20 protein-coding genes are annotated in these 23,161 nt (G+C 38.7%); 17 read left to right on the top strand and 3 right to left on the bottom strand.

The genetic code is table 11. From position 1 onward, the window contains the following. From LRP83_RS21920 to LRP83_RS21900, 5 genes are all read left to right on the top strand, one after another. Nucleotides 1-293: aldehyde dehydrogenase family protein (locus LRP83_RS21920; RefSeq protein WP_230497862.1), on the top strand; the 293-nt coding region annotated here is incomplete at its 5' end. Between the two features lie 341 nt (nt 294-634). Next, nucleotides 635-2,227 carry a malate synthase A gene (gene aceB, locus LRP83_RS21915; protein WP_230498962.1) on the top strand — a complete coding sequence of 531 codons (1,593 nt, stop codon included), beginning with the start codon at nt 635-637 and terminating at the stop codon, nt 2,225-2,227. A 46-nt stretch (nt 2,228-2,273) separates the two neighbouring features. Continuing rightward, nucleotides 2,274-3,542 carry an isocitrate lyase gene (gene aceA, locus LRP83_RS21910; RefSeq protein ID WP_230498961.1) on the top strand — a complete coding sequence of 423 codons (1,269 nt, stop codon included), beginning with the start codon at nt 2,274-2,276 and terminating at the stop codon, nt 3,540-3,542. Nucleotides 3,543-3,725: 183 nt separating this feature from the next. After that, nucleotides 3,726-4,541, top strand: a complete 816-nt coding sequence (locus LRP83_RS21905) for a GNAT family N-acetyltransferase (protein ID WP_230498960.1) — start codon at nt 3,726-3,728, stop codon at nt 4,539-4,541. A gap of 120 nt (nt 4,542-4,661) precedes the next feature. Next, complete coding sequence (locus LRP83_RS21900; RefSeq protein WP_230498959.1) at nt 4,662-5,102, top strand: YueI family protein; 441 nt, start codon at nt 4,662-4,664, stop codon at nt 5,100-5,102. A gap of 198 nt (nt 5,103-5,300) precedes the next feature. On the opposite strand, the gene LRP83_RS21895 is transcribed toward LRP83_RS21900, so the two are convergent. Continuing rightward, nucleotides 5,301-5,771: a GNAT family N-acetyltransferase gene (locus LRP83_RS21895; protein ID WP_230498958.1), complete on the bottom strand. Its 471-nt coding sequence runs from the start codon at nt 5,769-5,771 to the stop codon at nt 5,301-5,303. A gap of 245 nt (nt 5,772-6,016) precedes the next feature. On the opposite strand from LRP83_RS21895, the gene gatC reads away from it, so the two are divergent. Genes gatC through gatB form a run of 3 tightly spaced genes read left to right on the top strand, consistent with a single transcriptional unit; the run spans nt 6,017 to nt 9,217 of the window. Then, nucleotides 6,017-6,307, top strand: a complete 291-nt coding sequence (gatC, locus tag LRP83_RS21890; RefSeq protein ID WP_230498964.1) for an Asp-tRNA(Asn)/Glu-tRNA(Gln) amidotransferase subunit GatC — start codon at nt 6,017-6,019, stop codon at nt 6,305-6,307. 13 nt (nt 6,308-6,320) lie between these two features. Beyond that, the gene (gene gatA / locus LRP83_RS21885) at nt 6,321-7,778 is read left to right on the top strand and encodes an Asp-tRNA(Asn)/Glu-tRNA(Gln) amidotransferase subunit GatA (protein ID WP_230498957.1); all 1,458 of its coding nucleotides are present in this window, start codon (nt 6,321-6,323) and stop codon (nt 7,776-7,778) included. An 11-nt stretch (nt 7,779-7,789) separates the two neighbouring features. Next, a complete protein-coding gene (gatB, locus tag LRP83_RS21880) occupies nt 7,790-9,217 on the top strand; it encodes an Asp-tRNA(Asn)/Glu-tRNA(Gln) amidotransferase subunit GatB (RefSeq protein WP_230498956.1) in 1,428 nt (475 codons plus the stop codon). A gap of 47 nt (nt 9,218-9,264) precedes the next feature. On the opposite strand, the gene putP is transcribed toward gatB, so the two are convergent. Next, nucleotides 9,265-10,743 (bottom strand): sodium/proline symporter PutP, encoded by a 1,479-nt coding sequence (gene putP / locus LRP83_RS21875; protein WP_230498955.1) that lies wholly within the window; start codon nt 10,741-10,743, stop codon nt 9,265-9,267. A 271-nt stretch (nt 10,744-11,014) separates the two neighbouring features. Here putP and LRP83_RS21870 point away from each other — a divergent pair, with 271 nt between their 5' ends. The 7 genes from LRP83_RS21870 (at nt 11,015) to rlmD (ending at nt 17,759) form a co-directional block, all read left to right on the top strand. Further along, nucleotides 11,015-11,803, top strand: a complete 789-nt coding sequence (locus LRP83_RS21870; RefSeq protein WP_230498954.1) for a class I SAM-dependent methyltransferase — start codon at nt 11,015-11,017, stop codon at nt 11,801-11,803. Nucleotides 11,804-12,010: 207 nt separating this feature from the next. Further along, entirely contained in the window at nt 12,011-12,556 is a 546-nt protein-coding gene (locus LRP83_RS21865) for a sigma-70 family RNA polymerase sigma factor (RefSeq protein WP_230498953.1), read from the top strand. After that, entirely contained in the window at nt 12,553-13,020 is a 468-nt protein-coding gene (locus LRP83_RS21860; RefSeq protein ID WP_230498952.1) for a hypothetical protein, read from the top strand. Before LRP83_RS21865 ends, LRP83_RS21860 begins: the two co-directional genes overlap by 4 nt. Then, nucleotides 13,017-14,069, top strand: coding sequence for a hypothetical protein (locus LRP83_RS21855; protein ID WP_230498963.1), 1,053 nt, complete (start codon nt 13,017-13,019; stop codon nt 14,067-14,069). The genes LRP83_RS21860 and LRP83_RS21855 overlap by 4 nt, the downstream gene beginning before the upstream one ends. A 64-nt stretch (nt 14,070-14,133) precedes the next feature. Then, nucleotides 14,134-15,066 (top strand): hypothetical protein, encoded by a 933-nt coding sequence (locus tag LRP83_RS21850; RefSeq protein WP_230498951.1) that lies wholly within the window; start codon nt 14,134-14,136, stop codon nt 15,064-15,066. A gap of 223 nt (nt 15,067-15,289) precedes the next feature. Further along, a complete protein-coding gene (locus tag LRP83_RS21845) occupies nt 15,290-16,204 on the top strand; it encodes a diacylglycerol kinase (RefSeq protein ID WP_230498950.1) in 915 nt (304 codons plus the stop codon). 184 nt (nt 16,205-16,388) lie between these two features. Beyond that, nucleotides 16,389-17,759, top strand: a complete 1,371-nt coding sequence (gene rlmD / locus LRP83_RS21840; RefSeq protein WP_230498949.1) for a 23S rRNA (uracil(1939)-C(5))-methyltransferase RlmD — start codon at nt 16,389-16,391, stop codon at nt 17,757-17,759. Between the two features lie 275 nt (nt 17,760-18,034). On the opposite strand, the gene LRP83_RS21835 is transcribed toward rlmD, so the two are convergent. After that, entirely contained in the window at nt 18,035-19,732 is a 1,698-nt protein-coding gene (locus LRP83_RS21835) for a M3 family oligoendopeptidase (RefSeq protein WP_230498948.1), read from the bottom strand. Nucleotides 19,733-19,981: 249 nt separating this feature from the next. Between LRP83_RS21835 and LRP83_RS21830 the strand changes: the two genes are divergently transcribed. Both LRP83_RS21830 and LRP83_RS21825 read left to right on the top strand, forming a co-directional pair. Then, nucleotides 19,982-21,928 carry an FUSC family protein gene (locus LRP83_RS21830; RefSeq protein WP_230498947.1) on the top strand — a complete coding sequence of 649 codons (1,947 nt, stop codon included), beginning with the start codon at nt 19,982-19,984 and terminating at the stop codon, nt 21,926-21,928. 189 nt (nt 21,929-22,117) lie between these two features. Then, nucleotides 22,118-22,780 (top strand): Type 1 glutamine amidotransferase-like domain-containing protein, encoded by a 663-nt coding sequence (locus LRP83_RS21825; protein WP_230498946.1) that lies wholly within the window; start codon nt 22,118-22,120, stop codon nt 22,778-22,780. Nucleotides 22,781-23,161 lie beyond the last annotated feature (381 nt).

Below are 23,161 nucleotides of genomic sequence, written 5' to 3'. Positions count from 1 at the left end.
GACCAGTTGTTGGTATCTGCAAGGCTAATGATTTTAATCATGCAATTGAAATTGCAAACAACACAGAATACGGCTTAACGGGTGCAGTAATCACACGTAACCGTGAGAAAATCCAACAAGCGCGTGAAGATTTCCATGTTGGAAACCTATATTTCAACCGTGGTTGTACAGGCGCAATCGTTGGTTACCAACCATTTGGTGGCTTCAACATGTCAGGTACAGATTCAAAAGCTGGTGGTCCAGACTACCTACTACAACACATGCAAGGTAAAACAACTTCAGAGATGTACTAATATAGAAAAGCGGAAGCGGCTCGTTCAGCCCCGACAAGCATAAGACGCTCCCGATAAAAAGGCGTTTTTTGCCTTTTAATCGGGAGTGGCTTATGACCTCGAGGGGCTAGCCGCTGGAGCTGGACAATATTTTTAGCAGGGGACTGTCCCTTCAGTACATTAAAGCACCGGGGGACAGTCCCCGGTTGCGTTAATACGATAAAGTGAGTGTCGAAGAGTGTCGAAAGAAAGGGCTAATGTTTTTTCTTTTTTTGGTATCGTTTTAACTAGACTGTTATATAATACATTAAATATATTTACACTGTTTTATAACATCGTAATGAGAAGGAGTGACTGTTTGGATGTCCACTCAGACTACAGGTATTGAAGTAATTGGGAAGATGAAGCCGTCTTATGCTGAAATTCTCACGGGGGAAGCTCTTCAATTTGTTGAAAAAATAGAGAGGCAATTTGGAAACAGAAGACTTGAGCTGTTACAGAACAGATCACAGAGACAGAAGGAATTAAACGATGGAGTGTTGCCCCAATTTTTAACTGAAACGGAAGGGGTACGAAATGGGGATTGGACAATTGCGCCACTGCCTAAGGATTTAGTAGATCGCCGTGTGGAAATCACTGGACCAACCGACCGGAAGATGGTCATTAATGCCCTTAATTCAGGTGCGAAGGTGTTCATGGCTGATTGTGAGGATGCGACCTCTCCGACATGGGAAAACGTTGTTGAAGGTCAAATTAACTTAAGGGATGCAGTCAATCGAACAATTTCTTTTGAAAATCCTAATGGCAAACGATATGAATTAAAGGAAGAAATCGCTGTTTTAATGGTTAGACCACGTGGATTACACCTAGATGAAAAGCATCTGTTATTAGAAGGAAGACCGATTTCTGGTAGTTTCCTGGATTTTGGTATGTACTTTTTTCATAATGCCAAAACGCTTATCGCAAATGGAAGCGGACCTTATTTTTATTTACCAAAGCTTGAAAGTTATCTAGAAGCAAGGCTTTGGAATGATGTGTTTGTTTTTGCACAAGAAACAATAGGGGTACCACAAGGGACGATTAAAGCGACAGTTTTGCTTGAAACCATTATGGCGGCTTTTGAAATGAATGAAATATTATATGAATTAAAAGAGCATTCTGCTGGTTTAAATTGTGGGCGTTGGGATTATATTTTTAGCTACTTAAAAAAGCTCAGACAACAAGCTAATGTGATCTTACCAGACCGTTCACAAGTAACGATGACTTCTCCTTTTATGAGAGCTTATTCACTGTTGACGATTCAAACGTGTCACCGCCGCAACGCACCTGCAATCGGAGGAATGGCTGCACAGATTCCTGTCCGTAACAATCCGAAAGCCAACGAAGAAGCTTTTGATAAAGTTAGGGTTGATAAAGAGAGAGAAGCACGTGATGGTCACGATGGTACATGGGTCGCACATCCTGGACTTGTACCAGTGGCACTTGAGGCATTTAACCGTGAAATGAAGGAAGCTAATCAAATTCATTCTAAAAGATTAGAAGATTTAGAGGTGACAGTGGAACAGCTATTAGAGGTTCCAAGTGGCACAATTACTGAAACAGGAGTACGACTGAATATTAATGTTGGGATCCAATATGTTGCTTCCTGGTTAAGTGGTCGTGGGGCAGCCCCAATTAATAATCTAATGGAGGATGCAGCCACTGCAGAAATCTCTCGAGCCCAGCTTTGGCAATGGATTCGTCATCCAAAGGGTGTTTTAGAGGATGGTCGAAGCATGACTGAACAGCTGTATCAACAATTTAAGTCAGAAGAACTTGAAAAAATAAAACTAGAGATTGGTGAAGTTGCCTTCCAAAAAGGACGATTTGATGAAGCAGTAAAACTATTTGACCGATTGATTTTAGAGGATGAGTTTGTCGACTTTTTAACGTTACCTGGTTACGACATCTTATAAGATGGTTTGGTTAATAGATTGTTATTTTAAAAGGAGGAATTTAAAAATGACAGATCGTGTGAAAAAGCTTCAAGATAACTGGGAATTAGACTCTCGTTGGAATGGGGTAGCTAGAACGTATAGTGCGGAAGATGTGATTAAGCTACGTGGTTCAGTGGATATTGAATATACATTGGCACGTCGTGGGGCTGAAAAGCTTTGGAAGCTAGTAAATGAAGAAAACTATGTGAATGCGCTAGGGGCATTAACTGGAAATCAGGCAGTTCAACAGGTAAAGGCAGGGTTAAAGGCTATCTATTTAAGTGGCTGGCAAGTAGCAGCCGATGCGAACCTTTCTGGTCATATGTATCCTGACCAAAGCTTGTATCCTGCAAATAGTGTTCCAAATGTGGTGAAGAAAATCAATCAAGCACTGCAGCGAGCCGATCAAATTCATCATTCAGAAGGGGACAATTCGATTGATTGGTTTGCGCCAATTGTTGCTGATGCAGAAGCGGGATTTGGTGGTCAATTAAATGTATTTGAATTGATGAAGTCGATGATTGAAGCGGGAGCAGCTGCTGTCCACTTTGAAGATCAACTTTCTTCAGAAAAAAAATGTGGCCACTTAGGTGGAAAAGTTTTATTACCAACACAAACAGCGGTCCGTAATTTAGTTGCTGCACGTCTGGCGGCTGATGTTATGGGTGTACCTACATTGGTGGTAGCACGTACAGATGCAAATGCGGCTGATTTGATTACTAGTGATGTGGACTCCTATGATGCACCATTCATTACCGGGGAGCGGACACCAGAAGGATTTTTTCGAGTAAAAGCAGGGCTAGATCAGGCAATTGCTCGTGGGCTTGCCTATGCGCCTTACGCTGATTTAGTCTGGTGTGAAACTTCAGAACCTGATTTAGAGGAAGCTAGACGTTTTGCAGAAGCTATTCATGACAAATTTCCAGGAAAGCTGTTAGCATACAACTGTTCACCTTCTTTTAACTGGAAGAAAAAGTTGGATGATATCACGATCGCAAACTTCCAAGAAGAGTTAGGAAAGATGGGCTATAAATTCCAGTTTGTTACATTAGCGGGATTCCATGCCTTAAATCATAGCATGTTTGAGCTTGCACGCGGCTATAAAGACCGTGGAATGGCAGCCTATTCCGAATTACAGGAAGCGGAATTTGCGAGCGAAGAAAATGGCTACACAGCAACGAGACATCAAAGAGAAGTAGGAACAGGATATTTTGACCAAGTTTCAATGGTTATTACAGGTGGGACATCATCAACTACGGCTTTGAAGGGGTCTACGGAAGAAGCTCAATTTTAATAAGTAAATAAACAGCCAAATTCTGAAATACAGGGATTTGGCTATTATCTTGTTATAATAGGAGCGTGACTGTTTTTAACTAGTATTATCATATGGAGATATGGATTTTTATTATGAATAAAAGGAATTTAGAAACAGAAAAAGAATAAATTTAAGGGAGAAACTATTTTTGGGGGAAAAGGCATGCTAACTAGTAAACAATTAGTAGACATCAGGGAACTTCAGAAAGCTTGCGAGATGGGAGAACCTTTCGAATTAAAATTAAATTGGGAGATGCTGCAAACGCGTCCAGAGAATGAAATCTATGATTTCTTCCATTATGAAAACGAGAAGCTTGTTGGATTTGTAGGTCTTTATGGATTTGGAAATAAAGTGGAGTTATGTGGAATGGTCCATCCAGAGTATCGCAGAAGGGGTATTTTTACTCAACTGTTTAAAACAGCAGAAAAGGCGATGTTGGAACGAAAGTATAAGCAAATCTTACTAAATGCCCCTTCAAAATCGGAAAGTGCTAAGGAATTTTTAAAAACAATTACTTGTTCCTATTCCTTTTCTGAGCATCAAATGAAGTGGAATGAACAGGAATTATCGAAACAAGAAGATGTCAGCCTCAGGCCTTCTACAGAAGAAGACCTTGAAATCGAAATCCAATTAGATGTACAGTGCTTTGGTTATGAAGAGGAAGATGCTAGGGAACATAATGAACAGGTTCGACTAGTTGATCAATATTCCATCATCGTCTGGGATGGGAAATCCGTTGGGAAGATGCGAATCTCTCATACAGATGGAGAAGCTTGGATATACGGATTTGCCATATTTCCTGAATATCAAGGGAGGGGTATTGGTAGAAAAACCCTTACGAATGTTGTGTTAGAACAACATCAAAATGGCTTCCCTATTTTTCTAGAAGTTGAAGCGAAAAATGCTAATGCCTTAAAACTTTATGAAGCTTGTGGATTCAGAGCCTATCATTCACAGGATTATTATGTGATGTTATAAGAAAGTGGGAAAACGCTTGTAATATAGCGTTTTTTTATTATAAATAAAATTTTGCCACTTTTTCACGATTTATTGGGGAAAATCATAAGTATGAGTAGTAAAAGTTGGAGGTGCTTTAAGTTGGAACGAAATAAAGTAGATGAAATCTTACAGCAGGGGATATATGGGCCAAAAGAGATTAAACCCGAAGAGAGAAAAAGATTTTTAGGAACGTTACGCGAACGAATCGTAGTCGCCTTAACACAAGCTCAAGTAAGGGATAATAGCGTTAATACTGAGTTGGAAAAAGTAATGAAAGAAAACTCAAAAGCTCAACTTTATTTAAATGGTCAAATGGAGTATCCGACTCTTTCAAAGTACTTAAAAATGGCAAGTAAGGTAGGCATGCAATTTACGATTGTCAATAATCAAGAAGTTGAAACGGACATTGGATTAGTGGTGGCGTACGATCATGCGATTGATAAGGATGAAATATTTATTAAACAGGTTTTGAAGTACGAGGAAAAAGAGGCAGATAAAGAGGGTAGTGGTTTTTTTGATAAATTGAAAAAGCTATTCTAGGAAGAACCTAACACACTGCGAACAGAGGAATACGCTTATCAATGATAACCAACTGGTAATTGGTTTAGAATGAAGACATAAGGTATTCCTGTTCATGGTGATGAAAGCAATGAATAATCCAAAACCGATATTTGTCAAAAATGAAAAAAGTACCTTAATGGATGTGCTATGGAAATACACTCAGGATCCTGTCTGTAGTTATTGGGACACTATCAAACGATACACATGCTCATCATGGAATGCTTTTTCGATTTCACCTGTTGGTTCAAAGCCTAGTGCAGTATAGACACGGATAGCATTTTCGTTGAATGGAATAACCGTTAAATAAATCTCTTTGCAATTGTATTCCTTAACCAGGTCATCGATGACTGCTTTTAAAGCTGGTTTTCCGTACCCTTTTCCTTGGAACTGATGACCAAGCATCATCGAAACCATTTCGTATCGATCATTATGTTCATCGAGACCGTGCGTTGCAAAGCCAATTAATGTTTCACCTTCATATATTGCTCTATTTTTCCAACCTTTAACAGATGCGTACGCAATGAAAAAGGCATTCGAACCAACCATTGTTTCAAATAATTGAAATTTCTTTTCCTGCTCAAGCTCCGACTTTAAATTAATAACATTGAAGAAATTATCCTCTGTAACATCACGTAATATAATTTCCATTATTGACCACCCCTTACTAGATTAAGAGTATTATAATGGAAAATTGAAAAATTTGTAAAATAAAATCCCCCCCGCTTTAGCGCTTTAAAGTTCTTGGGGACAGTCCCCAAGAACTTTAAAGCGCTAAAGCGGGGGTCAAATACTGTGACTTATAAATAATAGAAAGAAAATGATTGCCAATCATTGCTTTAACCGGAAAAGGTTTGTTATTATTTGATAATAAAATTGTTCGTGAGGTGACAAAAATGTCGAGGATTTCAAAGGATCAAGTAAAGCATGTTGCGCATCTTGCAAGACTTGCGATTACGGAGGAAGAGGCAGAAATATTCACACAGCAATTAGATTCTATTATTACGTTTGCCGAACAGCTTAACGAATTGGATACTGAAGGTGTTGAGCCGACTTCCCATGTGCTTAATATTAAAAACGTCTTGCGTGAAGACAAAGCTACAGCAGGGCATCCACGTGAAGAAGTATTGAAAAATGCACCAGACCATCAGGACGGCCAATTTAAAGTGCCATCCATTTTAGAGTGAGGAGGGACTATTTGTGAGTTTATTTGATAAAAAAATGACAGAACTCCATCAACTTTTACATAAAAGAGAAGTAAGTGTCACCGACCTAGTAGAAGAGTCTTTTAAAAGAATTGCCGAAGTTGATGGAAAAGTACAAGCTTTCCTTACCTTGAATGAAGAAGAGGCAAGAGAGACAGCAAGAACGTTAGAGGTTAAGTTAGGTTCAGATGAATCAAAAGGACTTCTTTTCGGCATGCCAATCGGCTTAAAAGATAATATTGTCACAAAAGGTCTAAGGACAACGAGTGGCAGTAAAATTCTTGAAAACTTTGACCCAATTTATAATGCTACTGTTGTAGACCGTTTGACCACTGCCGAAACGATAACAATCGGCAAACTTAATATGGACGAATTTGCAATGGGTTCATCTACTGAAAACTCAGGATTTCAAAAAACACGAAACCCTTGGAACTTAGAAACAGTTCCTGGAGGTTCATCTGGTGGTTCCGCAGCAGCGGTTGCAGCAGGCGAAGTCTTGTTCTCATTAGGCTCAGATACAGGTGGATCGGTTCGTCAACCAGCAGCCTATTGTGGAGTTGTCGGGATGAAACCAACGTATGGTCGAATTTCACGATTTGGTCTTATCGCCTTTGCTTCTTCCCTTGACCAAATTGGACCGATTACACGTTCTGTTGAAGATAATGCTTACCTTCTTGAAGCAATCGCTGGAGTAGATCCGATGGACTCAACTTCTGCATATGTTGAAGTTCCTAGTTTCATTCAATCTTTAACAGGTGATATAAAAGGATTAAAAATAGGCGTTCCTAAAGAATACTTAGGCGAAGGGGTGCAGGAGGAAGTTAAACAATCTGTCCTTGACGCTTTAAAGAAATTAGAAAGTCTAGGCGCAGTGTGGGAAGAGGTTAGTCTACCTCATTCAAAATATGCTTTGGCCACCTATTATCTACTTTCCTCTTCGGAAGCATCAGCCAACCTTTCGAGATTTGACGGGGTTCGTTATGGATACAGAACTCCAAATGCACAAAACTTAATTGACCTCTACAAAAAGACTCGTGCAGAAGGATTTGGGGATGAAGTAAAAAGAAGAATTATGCTAGGAACCTTCGCGTTAAGTTCCGGCTATTACGATGCTTACTATAAAAAAGCTCAAAAGGTCCGAACATTAATTAAAAAGGACTTCGAGGATGTTTTTGAAAATTACGATGTGATTGTTGGGCCAACAGCACCAACACCTGCTTTTAAAATTGGCGAAAAAACAAGCGACCCGTTAACAATGTACGCTAATGATATTTTGACGATCCCAGTTAACTTAGCGGGAGTACCAGCCCTATCAGTCCCATGCGGTTTTTCAAACGGTTTACCGCTTGGCCTACAAATCGTTGGCAAGCACTTTGATGAAAATACGATTTACCGTGTTGCCCATGCCTTTGAACAAAATACAGACTACCATAAGCAAAAACCAGCATTGTAAGGGGTGAGATTATGAACTTTGAAACAGTCATTGGATTGGAAGTCCATGTGGAGTTGAAAACAGAGTCAAAAATCTTTTCGGCCAGTCCGAATCATTTTGGAGCGGAACCAAATACGAATACCACAGTCATTGATCTTGGATATCCAGGTGTGCTTCCCGTTCTAAATAAAAAAGTAGTAGATTACGCGATGAAAGCTGCTATGGCATTAAACTGTGAGGTCGCTACAGATACGAAATTTGATCGGAAAAATTATTTTTACCCAGATAACCCAAAAGCCTACCAGATCTCACAATTTGATAAGCCAATTGGCGAGCATGGTTGGATTGAGATAGAAGTCGATGGCTATAAGAAAAAAATTGGAATCACAAGGATTCATATGGAAGAGGATGCGGGGAAGTTAAACCATGAAAAAGGCTATTCGTTAGTGGATATTAACCGACAAGGGACTCCATTAGTTGAAATCGTCTCGGAGCCTGACATACGTACTCCAAATGAGGCCTATGCCTATTTAGAAAAACTCAAATCCATCATTCAATATACAGGAGTTTCGGATTGTAAGATGGAAGAAGGCTCCCTTCGTTGTGATGCGAATATTTCAATTCGACCAGTTGGCCAAGTGGAATTTGGTACAAAAACTGAATTGAAAAACTTAAACTCATTTAACTTTGTTCGTAGAGGCTTGGAGCATGAAGAAAAACGCCAACGTGAGATTGTCCTTGCGGGCGGTGAAATTCAACAAGAAACAAGACGTTATGACGAAGCAACAGGATCAACCGTGTTAATGCGTGTAAAAGAGGGTTCGGATGATTATCGTTATTTTCCAGAGCCTGATTTAACAGATCTTTATATTGATGAGGAATGGAAGGCACGAATTAGAGCCGAAATTCCAGAGTTACCTGATGCAAGGAAAAATCGGTATATGGAAGTTTGGGGTCTACCAGAGTATGATGCCAAGGTGTTAACAGTAACGAGGGAAATGGCCGACTTCTTTGAGGCTACGGTTGCTGCAGGAGCAGATCCAAAACAAGCATCCAACTGGATAATGGGTGATGTTTCAGCCTATTTAAATGCCGAACAAAAGGAATTAAACGATATTGCATTAACTCCAGGAAATTTGGCAGGTATGATTAGCTTAATTGAAAATGGAACGATATCCTCCAAGATTGCAAAGGTTGTCTTCAAGGAACTAATTGAAAGTGGAGGCAATGCTGAGCAAATCGTCAAAGACAAAGGTCTAGTTCAGATTTCGGATGAGGGAACACTTTTAAAAGTAATTGCTGAAATTTTAGATGCAAATCCTCAATCAATCGAAGATTTTAAGGCTGGAAAAAGCAAAGCAGTTGGCTTCCTAGTTGGGCAAATCATGAAAGCGACAAAAGGACAAGCCAACCCGCAAATGGTCAATCAGCTATTGATGACGGAAATTCAAAAGAGATAATAAAAAAGGATGGTAGCCTGCACACCAGGCACCATCCATTTTCTACTCTACTCTTTCTTAAGTAGTTTTAAAGATTCATCAAATTCTTTTTCAATAACGTCGTTCTTTTTATATGTCATCAAACTAACTACGAATGACACGATAAGGTTGATAATAAACCCTGGTACGATTTCATAAAGTGTATCGCCGAGGCCAACGTTAGACCAAATGATCACCGTAACTGCCCCAGTAATCATACCGAATAGGGCACCCCAGTTTGTCATTTTTCTCCAGAATAAACTTAAAATGATAACAGGACCAAATGAAGCTCCAAATCCTGCCCAAGCGTAAGCAACTAGATCTAAGATGGTATTATTCTCTTGTAATGCAAGTAAAGCTGCAATGACTGATACAGCAAGTACGGACATTCTTCCAAGGAAAACAAGTTCCTTGTCCTTAGCTTCTCTTTTGACAAGTACCTTATATAAGTCTTCGATTAAAGCACTAGAAGTAACGATTAATTGAGAGGCTACTGTACTCATAATAGCAGCAAGTACAGCTGCTAGGACGAATCCACCTACTAAAGGATGGAAGAAGATTTGTCCTAGTTCAATAAATACAGCCTCAGGATTTTTCAAAGTAAGATGAGGATTCTGCTCAAAGTATGCAAGACCGACAAAGGCTGTAAAGATGGTACCTATTAATGAGAAAATCATCCAGCCCATACCGATGCGGCGTGCGCTTTTCATTTCTTTAACAGACGAGATAGCCATAAAACGAACAACGATATGTGGTTGACCGAAATAACCTAATCCCCAAGCCATCGCGGAAATGATCCCAATAAAGGTAGTACCTTTGAAGAAATCAAGTAAGGTTGGATCAATCATGCGAATCGTTTCAAACGTTTTAGTAGGACCACCAGTTTCAAAAATACCAATGATTGGAACCATTAAGAGAGCGAGAACCATCATTAATCCCTGAATGAAATCTGTGTAGCTCACTGCAAGGAATCCACCAAACAAAGTATACGCAACTGTAACACCAGCAACGATTAGTAAACCTGTTAGATATTGTGTATCAAATGAATTTTCAAAGAAGACTGCTCCAGAAACCATTCCGGAAGAGACGTAGAAAGTAAAGAATATAAGGATGACAATACCAGAAACGATACGAAGTAATTTTGTGTTATCTTTAAACCGGTTTTCTAAGAAAGCAGGAATCGTTATAGAATCATTTGCAACTTGTGTGTAAGAACGTAAGCGTGGAGCTAGCATCTTCCAGTTAAGATATGCACCTATTGTTAATCCAACTGCGATCCAGGCGTCCGCTAAACCACTTACATAAATTCCGCCAGGTAATCCCATTAAAAGCCATCCGCTCATATCTGCAGCACCAGCACTTAATGCAGTTACGGCAGGACCTAATGAACGTCCCCCAAGCATGTAATCTGTGAGATTACTAGTTTTTCGATAAGAATACCAGCCAATCCATAACATGGCAGCCATGTAGATCCCAATCGAAATCATTTGATAGATTTCATTCGTCATTTAGTTTCCCCCTTTGTTATAGTAGAAAACATTTATTATAATATTTTCTATAATAAAAATATTCTAACACCTAAAGTATCAACGTTACAACAAAAAAATGCATATTTATTACTTTCCAAATATAGTAATTAACTTTTTTGATATAGTTATAGGAGTAAGCATCCTGATAGAATAATGTCCTTTAAGCTGAAAAAAGTATAGAATTTCCAGAAGGTAAAATGGTAAGATAGAATATATTTTAAATTTTTAAACAATGAAGGACGGTGTCTTTATGAACGGAGCCAATTTTGGAGTAGTTGCCGAAAGCTACACTCGTTCCCGAAATGATATACCCCATCAGCTATTTGAAAGTTTACTACTTCGAAATATCAGCTTTGAGGGAAAAAGAATCGCAGATATTGGGTGTGGTACAGGTGCATTAACTAGAAAAGTTAAAATTCGGAATGGTATAGTGGTTGGTGTTGATCCTTCACCCGAACTGATAGAGAAAGCGAGATTAGTAAGTGAAAAAGAGTATCTACCAATCGAGTATCAATTAGGAAGCGCAGAAAATACTGATCTCGAATCTAACTGCTATAACATCGTGACGGTTTTGCGGGCTTGGCATTGGTTTAATCGTGAGGATGCTATTAAAGAGGTAAAAAGAATACTTAAAAATAAAGGAACACTATTAGTAATGGACTCCGGATTTGTAGGAGAATCCACCGTAGTTGGGCAAACGTTTTCTGTCTTAAAAAAATATATTCGTGGTGGAATTAAGCCAGCAGGCTCTAAGGCTTATTCCAAGCAAAGAATAAATGGTTTCCCCGTTGAATGGTTTGAAGAATGGCGTCAACATGAGTTAGATGTCCGTGAATTTTATAAATTTGATTACTCAGTGACTTTTACGAATGAAGAATGGGTTGACCGTGTTGGCTCCTTATCATGGATGACAGAACTAAACGATGAAGAACGTCAAACCTCTAAATTTGAACTGTTGGAATTCTTAAAAGGACAATATGGAGAAAATGCCACACACAACGTACCTCACATATTCACCATCTGCATTCTAACAAAATAAAACACCCTTTAACACACTAAAGCCATGGGGGACTGTCCCCCATGGCTTTAGTGTGTTAAAGGGCCTTTCCTCTTTCAAGTTCCGTCCTTTCTATTTGGAAATGTTATGATTAAAAGTAGATTTGAAAATTTTTTTTAAAAAGGTGTAGGGGAACTGTTTGTTTAGTTCGTCTATTACTATGAAGGTGCTAAGGAAGGAGGGGAGAGAATGAGTGATGAGCTATTAATTCAAAAGGTTCTTCGCCAGAATGAACATGCATTTCGGCTCTTGGTTGAAAGATATCGCAACGATGTGTTCCGGACCATTTTTGCTATATTACGTGATCAGAAGGAAGCTGAAGATGCAACACAAGAAGTGTTCATAAAAATCTATACTTCTCTCCCTAACTATGAAAACCAAGGCTTTAAAACGTGGATTACAAGGATTGCTGTGAACCACTCCATAGATGTAAAACGAAAATTAACTCGTAGGAGTGAAGAGGTTGTTGAAAATATAGAGCAAAAGGAACTTTTCACCCCTCCAGATCATGTGGAACATGAAGTAATTATTCGTGAAAAAAAGCAGAAGGTTCACGATAAGTTAGACGAGTTACCAGAAAATTATCGCGATGTCATTTATGGCTATTATATTGCGGAAAAGAGCTACCAACAAATGGCCATAGAACAAAATGTCCAAGTAAAAACGATTGAAATGAAGCTGTATCGCGCTAGGCATTGGATGAAAAAGCATTGGAAGGAGGACGATTTTTCATGACAAAGCATTACTCGTATGAAGATTGGTGTCAATATGTGAAAAACGAAATGGACGGAAGTGTTCGAGAGGATGTTGAAACCCATTTATATTCCTGTGACCAATGTTTGGACATCTACTTACAAGTCCTTGACAATGAGGATTCAGGACTACCCAAAATCCAAAATGAAACTCAATTTACAGCCTCTTTAATGGCTAATATAGCTGATTTAAATAAGAAAAACGCTAGTCTTGGGGAAGGGAAGAAATCCTTTTATCAATCGTCTACATTCCATTATATATTAGCTGCTGCCATGACCATTATGATGATGTCTACTGGCGTTTTCCAATCGTTAACGAAGGTTGCAGATACCGTTCAAAGTCCGCAGACTTTTCAACAGGTACCCTCATTCTCAGAAGGGCTGATTAATAAAACGTTTAATTGGATGGATTCGTTTGAACATAAAAATAAGGAGGTCCAAAAATAATGAAAAACTCAACTGTTGCATTGACACTTTCCCTTTTCCCAGGTTTAGGCTTTATTTATTCAGGGAAAGTGATTCGTGGATTATTTTATTTGTTCGCAACTAGTGTACCGATAATTCTTTCCTTTCTTTTAGCAATAACAAGTCAGGATGGCGCATTTCTTGCTTTTTCAGTCATTGGTGTTTTCTTCTATATTATCAGCTTTATCGATATGGTCATTCAAAACACGAAGCAAAAGGCTATTTTTGTAGAGAATGAAAAAGGAGAAAAATCGCAGGAAGCTGAACGCTTCTACACCATACTTCTTTCATTTATACCTGGCCTAGGTCATTTTCAACTGGGTATGATGAACCGTGGGTTAACCTTACTTGCATCATTTTTAGGTCTTGGCATTATGATCATTTTTGTAACGACCTTAACTGGCAGAGAGGAATTCCTTGTATTTCTAGCAGCAATTCCAGCTATATGGGTATATGGATTTTTTGATGCTGTTCAGCAATTTAATAAAAAGTCTCGTGGTGAAACTTTAATAGATAGGTCCATTTTTGAAGACTTTGAAACACGACGTGAGGATGGAAAAAAGAGCAAATCCATCGCTACCTTTTTATCGATATTCCCAGGTGTAGGTCACCTATATTTAGGATTACAACGTCGCGGTATTCAATTAATGGCAGCCTTTTTATTTTCAATCTACATTTTAGATATTTTAAGATTAGGCATTTTCTTATTCTTAATACCAATTATTTGGTTTTATAGCTTTTTCGATGGTTTACAAAAGGCTTCTCGTTATGGAAAAGAAGAATTAGAGGACACACCAGTGATATCTAATTTTATTAACCATCAGAAATGGGTCGGTATAGGGCTATTACTGTTAGGGCTTTACTATCTTGTTGGTAATATCTTCATTCCAGCTTTATCGCCCATTCTAATGGATATCATCAATATCGATCTTTATTACTGGTTTAACCGCTACTTCCAAACAACAATCGTATGCGTATTGCTCATTGGTGGAGGGATAAAGCTATTGATGGGAAGCAAGAAAAGAGTTTAGTTGTAGATAAATCCCTTTTACCAATGGATCAGTTCATGAAAGGGAATAGAGAGGTGGAACAATTATGCGAATTTGGCGAGTGGGAACCTTTTCAATGGGGTTTTCCCTTCTTTTTTTAGGACTAGTCCTTTTATTTTCACAAGTACTAGAACTTAAGCTCTACCAGGTAATGATTTCTTGGTGGCCAATCATTTTAGTTGTGTTAGGAATTGAAATTCTTGTTTTCTTATTATTATCTAAACAGGAAAAGCCTTTTCTAAAATATGATTTCTTAAGTATATTCTTTGTTGGTATATTAGGAATGGTTGGCATTGGGTTTGCGATTTTAAGTACAACTGGAATCATGGAGAAGGTGTCAGAGGTTCTGGACCAAAAAGAACAAACATTAGATTTACCAGCGTTTTCTCAAATGCTAGATGGTTCGGTCAAGAGAATTGTTCTTAAAACAGAGCATCAGCCAATTACCATTGAAGGAACACCAAGTAACGAGTTATCGATGATAGGTACATATCGTGCTACTTTACTTGAAAATGAAAAAATAGTAGAGCAAGCTGAGGATATTTTAAGTGTAAAACATATAGGAGATACATTATTTATTGAAGTAAAGGAATTGCCAAGACAAAGAGGACCATTTGATTCCTATTCATCCGTTTCAGCAACTCTGTTAATACCATCTGACCGAAAGCTAGAGGTAATCGGTAGGGATAATAACATTCAATTAAAGCCACGAACGTTATTAAGTGATTGGAGTATTGATAGTGCGTCAGAAGTGTCTCTTCACATCGAAAAGGATGATGACTTGTCTGTATCAGCAAAGGGCGTTCGAGAAGTGCTTGGACAAGAAGGGGAATGGAAAATTAGTGAGCAAGAAGGCACAAACGAAAATGGATATAACAATGGTTATAATAGGGTAAAATCAGCTACCTACCAATCGGGAAAGGGTACTTATAATATCAAAATACAGAATGTCTATAGTATTAGATTGAATGCGAATTAATGTATAGATACCTTGCTAGAAGTGGCAAGGTTTTTTATATAAACCAACAGTACTAATTTAAAATAAGGAAAAGTAATATGTTTTAAAGGGGATAAGGATATACTAGTTTTTATGAGTTAAAAATTGTTGGAAAAGCCGTAATAAGGTAAAATAGAAAATGGTACGATATGGTAGAAATGTGATAGATAAAAACAACTAATATGAATATAGGAAGTTGATAGGTATGAAACGAGCGAGGATCATATATAATCCAACATCCGGTCGTGAGATTTTCAAAAAGAATTTAGCAGAAGTGCTACAAAAGCTGGAATTGGCAGGCTATGAAGCATCATGTCATGCGACAACAGGAGCTGGGGATGCAACGAAGGCTGCACGAATAGCGGTAGAACGACGATATGATCTAGTTGTGGCAGCAGGTGGAGATGGGACAATTAATGAAGTTGTCAATGGGTTAGCCGAACAGGAATTTCGACCGAAACTTGGAATAATACCGGTTGGGACAACCAATGACTTTGCACGTGCAGTCCATATTCCAAGAGATATTGAAGCAGCAACCGATATTATTGTAAAAGGCGAAACAATACCAGTTGATATCGGTAGAATAAATGACCGTTATTTTATAAATATTGCGGGTGGTGGACGCCTAACTGAGCTTACATACGAGGTTCCAAGTAAGTTGAAAACAATGCTGGGCCAGCTAGCCTACTATTTAAAGGGCGTGGAAATGCTACCCTCGATTCGATCAACTGATTTTAAGATTGAATATGATGGGAAGCTTTTTGAAGGAGAAGCGATGCTTTTCTTAGTTGGGTTAACGAACTCAGTTGGCGGCTTTGAGAAGTTAGCACCAAACTCTTCGATTAACGATGGAATGTTCTCACTACTCATTTTGAAAAAAACAAATCTAGCAGATTTTATCCGAATCGCCACATTAGCCATTAGAGGCGATCATATTTATGATGAACAGGTGGTCTACACCCAAGCCAACCGGATAAAAGTAACCTCGAAAGAAAAAGTTCAACTAAACTTGGATGGAGAATTTGGTGGTTTATTACCAGCAGAATTTGAAAATTTATATCGTCATCTAGAAGTATATGTGCCAAAAGACAAAATTCGACCAGAAGATCGCCCTGATTGATTGGAAAAGTCAAATTAATAAATAAATGATTAGCTCGTTCCAGCAGAGAACGGGCTTTTTAATGCGTTAAAGCAGGTGGGGACAGTCCCTCAGCGCTTTAAAACATTAAAGTGTAAAATTTCGAATTTAGCTTATGTTGTGGTAGAATTTTGGTTATTGAAAATAATCGAAAAGGAAGTAAATAATGAGCGCAACTTTACCTGTTCAAAAGAATGATTATATAGATGTGGTTTTTGAAGATTTAACCCATGATGGAGCTGGAGTGGCTAAAGTGGATGGATATCCACTTTTTATTCCAAACGGACTTCCTGGGGAAAAGGCGAAGGTAAAAGTAATAAAAGTAAATAAAGGGTACGGAATTGGACGTTTAGTAGAGCTTTATGAAAAAAGCCCATATCGAGTGGATATTCCAAGCACTGATGCTAACAAATATGGAGGGTGTCAGCTTGAACATATAAGCTACGAAGGACAGCTGAAATTTAAGGAAAATCAAGTAAGACAAGTTTTAACTCGAATTGGTAAGCTAGAGGATATCAAGGTTCATTCCATTCTAGGAATGAAGAACCCTTGGCATTATCGCAATAAGGCACAGGTCCCAGTGGGTGAAAAAGATGGACGTTTGATTGCTGGATTTTTCAAGCCAAGAAGTCATGAAATCGTTGATACAAATGAAAGTTTGATACAACTGCCAGAGATCAATGAAGCCGTTCAAGCGGTTAAGGAAATCTGCAATGAACTCAGGATTCCTGCTTATGATGAAGAGACTCATAAGGGCGTAGTTCGTCACATTATGGCTCGATATGGTAAGCATACAGGCGAGTTAATGGTCGTTATTATTACAAGAACTGTAGATATTCCGAATAAAAGCAAACTGGTTGAGGAAATCGTAGCAAGGCTTCCGAAAGTGAAATCGATTGTACATAACATTAATTCAAAGCGTACGAATGTGATTCTAGGTGAAAAAACAAGTGTACTTTGGGGAAATGAAGTCATCTATGACTATATTGGGGATGTTAAATTTGCCATCTCCGCATTATCCTTCTATCAGGTAAACCCTGTACAAACGAAGGTTCTTTATGATAAAGCACTGGAATACGCAGGACTTAATGGTGAAGAATCCGTTATTGATGCGTATTGTGGGATCGGAACCATTTCCTTATTTCTAGCTCAAAAGGCTAAGAAGGTGTTTGGTGTAGAAGTTGTGCCGGAAGCGATTGAAGATGCCAAACGGAATGCAGAGCTAAATGGAATCACAAATGCAGAATTTGCGGCTGGTGAAGCAGAGGTTGTTATTCCTAAATGGTATAAAGAGGGGAATAGTGCGGATGTTTTAGTTGTAGACCCACCACGTAAGGGTTGTGACGAAGCATTACTGAAAACAATTATCGAAATGAAACCGAAAAAGGTTGTCTATGTATCCTGTAATCCAGCTACTTTGGCTCGTGATTTACGAATTTTAGAAGATGGCGGATATAAAACATTAGAAGTTCAGCCGGTTGATATGTTTCCGCATACGACGCATGTTGAATGCGTCTCGCAGTTAGTTTTGGAATAAGACTGTTGATCACCACTCAAGCTATGTGGAGTTTATCTCGAAGGTAGACGGAAAATAGTAGCGAAAATTACAAAAGGAGTTCATAGCTGAACTCCTTTCGTGTTTAGAAATAGAATTGATAAGCAACAAAAGGATCTTCTACAGAAGGCAAACCCTTTGCTATATCAAACATTATCCTTTGACTATAAAGCAAAAGGCGCTACTGGAAAATCCCACTAGTTGTACCTTTTGCGCGGAAAACTTCTAATTGTCTTCTACAAAGAACCGCCCACGGCTTAATGAATGTCTTGAATGACCTTTTCTAGGAAATCACCCATACGCTTAACAGACGGCTCTGAAAAATCAAAACTGACCCCAGTTTCTTCATAAATAGCTGCAATGGATTGATTGTAGTCCGCACTTCCACCCTTTTTATAGGATTCGACAGCCTGCACTGAATTTTTCTGATAGTTTTCAAGTAATTGAAGAGCCCCAAGCATAGCGATGCCATATTCAATAGAATAGAAAGGAACATGGAAATAATGAAGGGTGTCTGCCCAGCTCATCCCAATTTCCTTCTCAAACCCAGAAGTATCCACAGGGTTTAAGCCATAACGTTTTGAGATATCAAAGAACTTTTCATCACGTTCTTTGGCAGTGTGCGTAGGATTGGTATACATCCAATGCTGGAAGATATCTCCGGTCAATGGTTTTAATAACATTGAAAATGCCCATCTTAGCTCTTCACGCTGTGCGCTCTTAAAATCTTCTTTTTCTGGATAAAAACGATCTAACTTATCCAATAAGAGCAATTCCATCCCAAAAGAATACAGTTCAGCGATTTCCATTCTTAGTTGGTATTCTTCAAAAGGACCGTGTTCTGAAAATCCGAGGTATCCATTCACCGCATGGCCCATTTCATGAATCAATGCGCTTAGTGAATCAAAGGATGGACTAAAATTAGCAAAAACAAAGCTATCCCCTGAAACAGGTAAGTAGGTACAGAAAGCACCTGGGCCTTTTCCTTTCCGATCCCCAAGATCTAGTAACCCATGCTCCCTCATGTAATCGAAACGCTCCCCAAAATATGGGTCGGTCTTGCCTAACATTTCGGAAACACCATCCAAAAGAGTAGATACTTCGGAGTATGGTGGATTTTTCAACAATTTAGCGGTGTTATCCCAAGGCCGATATTTATCAACACCAAGTTTGGACTTAAAGACATCTGCTAGTCGATTCCAAGCTGGGACAATATGCTTTTCTACATTTTCATGAAAGTCATAACAATCTTGAACACTATACTCAAGATTTTTGACCACAAACATATAATCACGATAATTTTCAAAGCCTGCATTTAGAGCAATTTGATGGCGTAGTTGAACAAGTTCGTCCATAATGGCATCTATATCAGGCTTAATTCCTCGATGTACTAACATCATGGCGTGAAAGGCTTTTTCTCTTACTGCTCTGTCAAGATGATCGAGCATAGATTTGATGGACGGATAAGGCTTTTCCTCTCCTTCCCATTCTACGGTTAATCCTCCCATAATTTCACTATACTTAGTACAGAGGTCCTGTTCTTTTAGCATTAATGGGATGTTTTCTTCTCTAAACACTTTAACTTTGGAATCGCGAACGCGTCGCATTAATCCGTAACGGTTTTCATCTAATTGGTTTAAATAAGGAGAAGCACAGCATTTCTCGTTCAATTTTGCTTCATATTTCATTAAAAGTGGTTGGATGGCTTGCTGATCGTGAAGATAAGTTGACTTGGCGAGAGCATCCTCTGTGTTTCGGTAGAAATCGAGATGGTGACCCGTCATCGCCTCATTGATTTTAATCATTAAATCCTTTTCCTCTTTTAACCACAACTCTAGGTCAGAAATGGATTCAATCGGGACATCAAGTAAACTTCGAATTTGAGCTTCGACCCCTTCTACATCTTGTAAATCAATTAATTCTTTATAATAATTTTGACTTATATCTTGTGTCATGGATGACTCACCTTCCTTTAAATTATTTTAATTATCTAAATAATTATAATATTGATTTCTAGTTAATGGAAGGTGATAAAATCCACTTTTTAACAGGACAAAGCTTAATTAACGAGAAAAACTCACCAAACACCTTATGTGTTTCCATGGTGAAGACTAGGAGATAAAACGTATATTTTGATACAGGGAGGTGGGAAAATAGAGGTTATGTAGATAAAAATGGCTTTTTTAGAAAGAAGTGATTTCATTTTGGGAGAAAGTCAAAAAAATAAAAACGCTGAAACCATATCTATTTTGAAACAAGCTTTAAAGGTTAACAGGAGGCCATTTCCATGGGTTAAAGCCTTTTCTGCTGGATTAGCTGCAAGTCTACCCGTTATGATCGGATTGCTTTTCGGTCATTTGGAATATGGATTAATGGCCGGATTGGGTGGCTTTACTTTTTTGTATGTGTTTGATATTCCTTATGCACAGCGGGCTAAAAAGTTATTTTGGGTTGTGATTGGAATGTCTTTGGTCACTGTTTTAGGAACGCTTGCAGCTCCTTACCCTCTAGCTGTAGCTATTTTAATGGGGGTGATTGGAGCGGCAGTCATTTTTATCTTTGGATCCTTACGAATTGCAGGGCCGTCTGCAATCTTTTTTGTTTTAGTTTTTGCGATGGTTTCAGGAATGCCAGTGGACCTGGGACTTGCTCCTTTACGGGCTGTACTCGTCTTTCTTGGTGGGGGTCTATCATGGGGAATTGCCATGATTGGTTGGTTATTTGACCCTCATGGACCAGAAGAACGCGTCGTAAAAAGAGTTTATATAGAGTTGGCGAAATTTATTGAGTCTGTCGGTACGAACAACTTTAATGAATCAAGGCATAATATGATGTCAGTATTAAGGGAGACAGATGAAACTCTTGCAGCAGGGTATATACCATGGCGGGAAACGGATGTATTTAAACGGCTGTTTTTATTAAATCAACATGCAAATAATATATTTATGTATATAAACGAGTATTTTATAGATTCTCAGGAAAAATTACCAGGGGAGTTAGGGCAGTCGGTAAGGGGACTTGCTGATTCGTTTAATAAGAAAAATAAGGGTGTATATGAAAAAATTCTTCAGCCTAGTGAAATGAATAAAAAGGTAAGTCGGATATTTGCAAAAATTTATGATGCAGATGCGGTCATGAATGAACCGACTGCAAAAATTAATCAAACCATTCATCCAACCAAATTATCAAAAAAGACAATATTTGGTGGGACTTTTGATAAAAACTCCATTGTTTTTATCACTGCTACTCGTTTTGGTTTTATTACAATCATTGCTGCAATAATTGCATTTGAACTAGAATTGGCACGTTCTTATTGGGTTCCTTTATCCTGTGTAGCTGTTATGTCAGGAGCTACCATTGTGGCAACTCATCATCGTGCTATTCAACGAGGGATTGGTACGGTCACCGGAATTATCATTGCTAGTTTGATTCTTGCACTTGAGCCATCCGGGTATATAATTGCACTTTTTATTCTTATATTGACATTTATTACAGAACTTTTTATTGTAAAAAACTATGGTCTAGCAGCACTGTTTTTTACTCCGAATGCTCTCTTAATGGCTGAAAGTACATCGGCAGGAAGCTTTAGTTTTTCTTATTTTGCTTCAGCGAGAATTATTGATGTAGTAATCGGGAGTATGATTGGTTTAATCGGTGTTTGGTTGATTGGAAGAAAGTCTGCATCCAGCCGTATTCCACATCTTATTGAAAAAACTATCCGGAGTCAGGCACAATTATTATTGGTACTTTTCTCTGAACAGGGAAAAGGCTTTAATGCGAGAAAAAGTAAGGAATTGAGAAAGATGCTAATTAATTTGACCAATTTAAAAACTTTGTATAATACAGCTTTGGGTGAAATTCCAGTACAACGTGAAACCTTGAATTATTTTTGGTCCATTGTATTTTCAATGGAGCATTTGGCTTATCTCTTGGAGGAATGTTCAAAAGTGAAGAGTCGTCCGCTTCTGTCCGATAAAGTACTTTCACAATTGCTATATGCCTGTGAAATGATGGCAAATTCAGCTAGTCTAGAACGTTCTTCATCTCAAAAAGCAATTCCAGAAATAGAAAGGTACCCAACTATAACAAAGGAATTGATCATTTTGCAGAATTCGATATATCAAAAAAATTTTCTTGTCCCTAATGGTTGAGATGTTCCGTAAGTATAAAACCTTCAGAAATGGGAGGCTCTTTAATATTTAAATTATGTAAGAAAAAAGGCTATGATGTGTGCTTCGAGTGTATATAGCGGTTGAAAATATTTACTCTTCGGAATATTATATAAATTAGTAATCAGTAGAAAATAAACTCTAACCTGAACAACGACAAGGAGTTGAATTATGAAATTTCTGCTCACATCTGCAGGCATTAAAAACAAGAGCATATACGATACGCTCGTTGATATGCTCGGCAAACCGATTGCCGAGGCTAACGCCCTTTGCATCCCCACTGCGATATACGCTATACCAGGTGGTGCTACTAAATCATGGGAGTTCCTTACTGGACAAGCGACCACACCGATGTGTGAGTTGGGTTGGAAGTCCATGGGGGTGCTGGAGCTCACAGCGCTTCCTAGCATTAATGAAGAGCTTTGGGTCCCTGTGGTAAAGGAGGCTGACGTTCTATTAGTGAACGGTGGTGACCCCTTGTATCTATCTTACTGGATGCGTCAGTCCGGGCTGGCAGACCTCTTACCGTCGCTAGACGCAGTCTATGTGGGACTGAGCGCCGGGAGCATGGTGATGGCACCTAACATCGGGGAATTCTTCGTTGGCTGGACACCTCCCAACGGTGGTGATGAAACACTTGGACTGGTTGATTTTGCAATGTTTCCGCACTTGGACCACGAGATGCTTCCATATAACACCATGGCTGCCGCAGAAAGATGGGCCGCTGGGATGCATGGGCCGGCGTATGCGATTGATGATCAAACCGCCATCAAAGTGATCGACGGAGCGGTCGAAGTTGTCTCCGAAGGGCATTGGAAACTGTTTTCGCCCTGATATTACTCGTCCGCTAAACGTTTAAGGTTTGTTCAAAATTTTTACTAAGCAACCCGTCATTCGGACATTGAACTGTTCTGAAACAAGTCTACATTCAGACATTGATTTGATAAATAGACGGAAAAATTCCGCTTAATTAAAAGATAAAATCAAAAAAGGCTAAAATAGACGGAGATATTCCGCTTATTGACTTGAAAAACGTGAAAAAGGGGGATTTTGCTATACATAACCGGAAAATCTCCCCTTATTTAGCCCGAAAAGAGCTCTATTCGCAGTTTAACCGGAAAATCTCCGCTTATTAAAATCAATAGGGCCAGCTCCACTCGGTTATGGAGAGAATTATGGGTCATCTTGTCCGAATAAAAGGTGATTAGGTAAAAC

The sequence above is a fragment of the Pseudoneobacillus rhizosphaerae genome (assembly GCF_917563885.1).
GTDB lineage: Bacteria > Bacillota > Bacilli > Bacillales > Cytobacillaceae > Pseudoneobacillus > Pseudoneobacillus rhizosphaerae.
The sequence above is the reverse complement of the archived record's forward strand: the minus strand, read 5'-3'. Positions and strand labels throughout refer to the sequence as shown.

Bases quoted from the DNA above. Each gene is read 5' to 3' on its own strand.
- aceB (WP_230498962.1), top strand. From the start codon at position 635: ATGTCCACTCAGACTACAGGTATTGAAGTAATTGGGAAGATGAAGCCG.
- LRP83_RS21860 (WP_230498952.1), top strand. From the start codon at position 12,553: ATGACAAAGCATTACTCGTATGAAGATTGGTGTCAATATGTGAAAAAC.
- putP (WP_230498955.1), bottom strand. From the start codon at position 10,743: ATGACGAATGAAATCTATCAAATGATTTCGATTGGGATCTACATGGCT.
- gatB (WP_230498956.1), top strand. From the start codon at position 7,790: ATGAACTTTGAAACAGTCATTGGATTGGAAGTCCATGTGGAGTTGAAA.
- aceA (WP_230498961.1), top strand. From the start codon at position 2,274: ATGACAGATCGTGTGAAAAAGCTTCAAGATAACTGGGAATTAGACTCT.
- LRP83_RS21870 (WP_230498954.1), top strand. From the start codon at position 11,015: ATGAACGGAGCCAATTTTGGAGTAGTTGCCGAAAGCTACACTCGTTCC.
- LRP83_RS21845 (WP_230498950.1), top strand. From the start codon at position 15,290: ATGAAACGAGCGAGGATCATATATAATCCAACATCCGGTCGTGAGATT.
- LRP83_RS21865 (WP_230498953.1), top strand. From the start codon at position 12,011: ATGAGTGATGAGCTATTAATTCAAAAGGTTCTTCGCCAGAATGAACAT.
- gatC (WP_230498964.1), top strand. From the start codon at position 6,017: ATGTCGAGGATTTCAAAGGATCAAGTAAAGCATGTTGCGCATCTTGCA.
- LRP83_RS21825 (WP_230498946.1), top strand. From the start codon at position 22,118: ATGAAATTTCTGCTCACATCTGCAGGCATTAAAAACAAGAGCATATAC.
- rlmD (WP_230498949.1), top strand. From the start codon at position 16,389: ATGAGCGCAACTTTACCTGTTCAAAAGAATGATTATATAGATGTGGTT.
- LRP83_RS21895 (WP_230498958.1), bottom strand. From the start codon at position 5,771: ATGGAAATTATATTACGTGATGTTACAGAGGATAATTTCTTCAATGTT.
- LRP83_RS21850 (WP_230498951.1), top strand. From the start codon at position 14,134: ATGCGAATTTGGCGAGTGGGAACCTTTTCAATGGGGTTTTCCCTTCTT.
- LRP83_RS21835 (WP_230498948.1), bottom strand. From the start codon at position 19,732: ATGACACAAGATATAAGTCAAAATTATTATAAAGAATTAATTGATTTA.
- LRP83_RS21905 (WP_230498960.1), top strand. From the start codon at position 3,726: ATGCTAACTAGTAAACAATTAGTAGACATCAGGGAACTTCAGAAAGCT.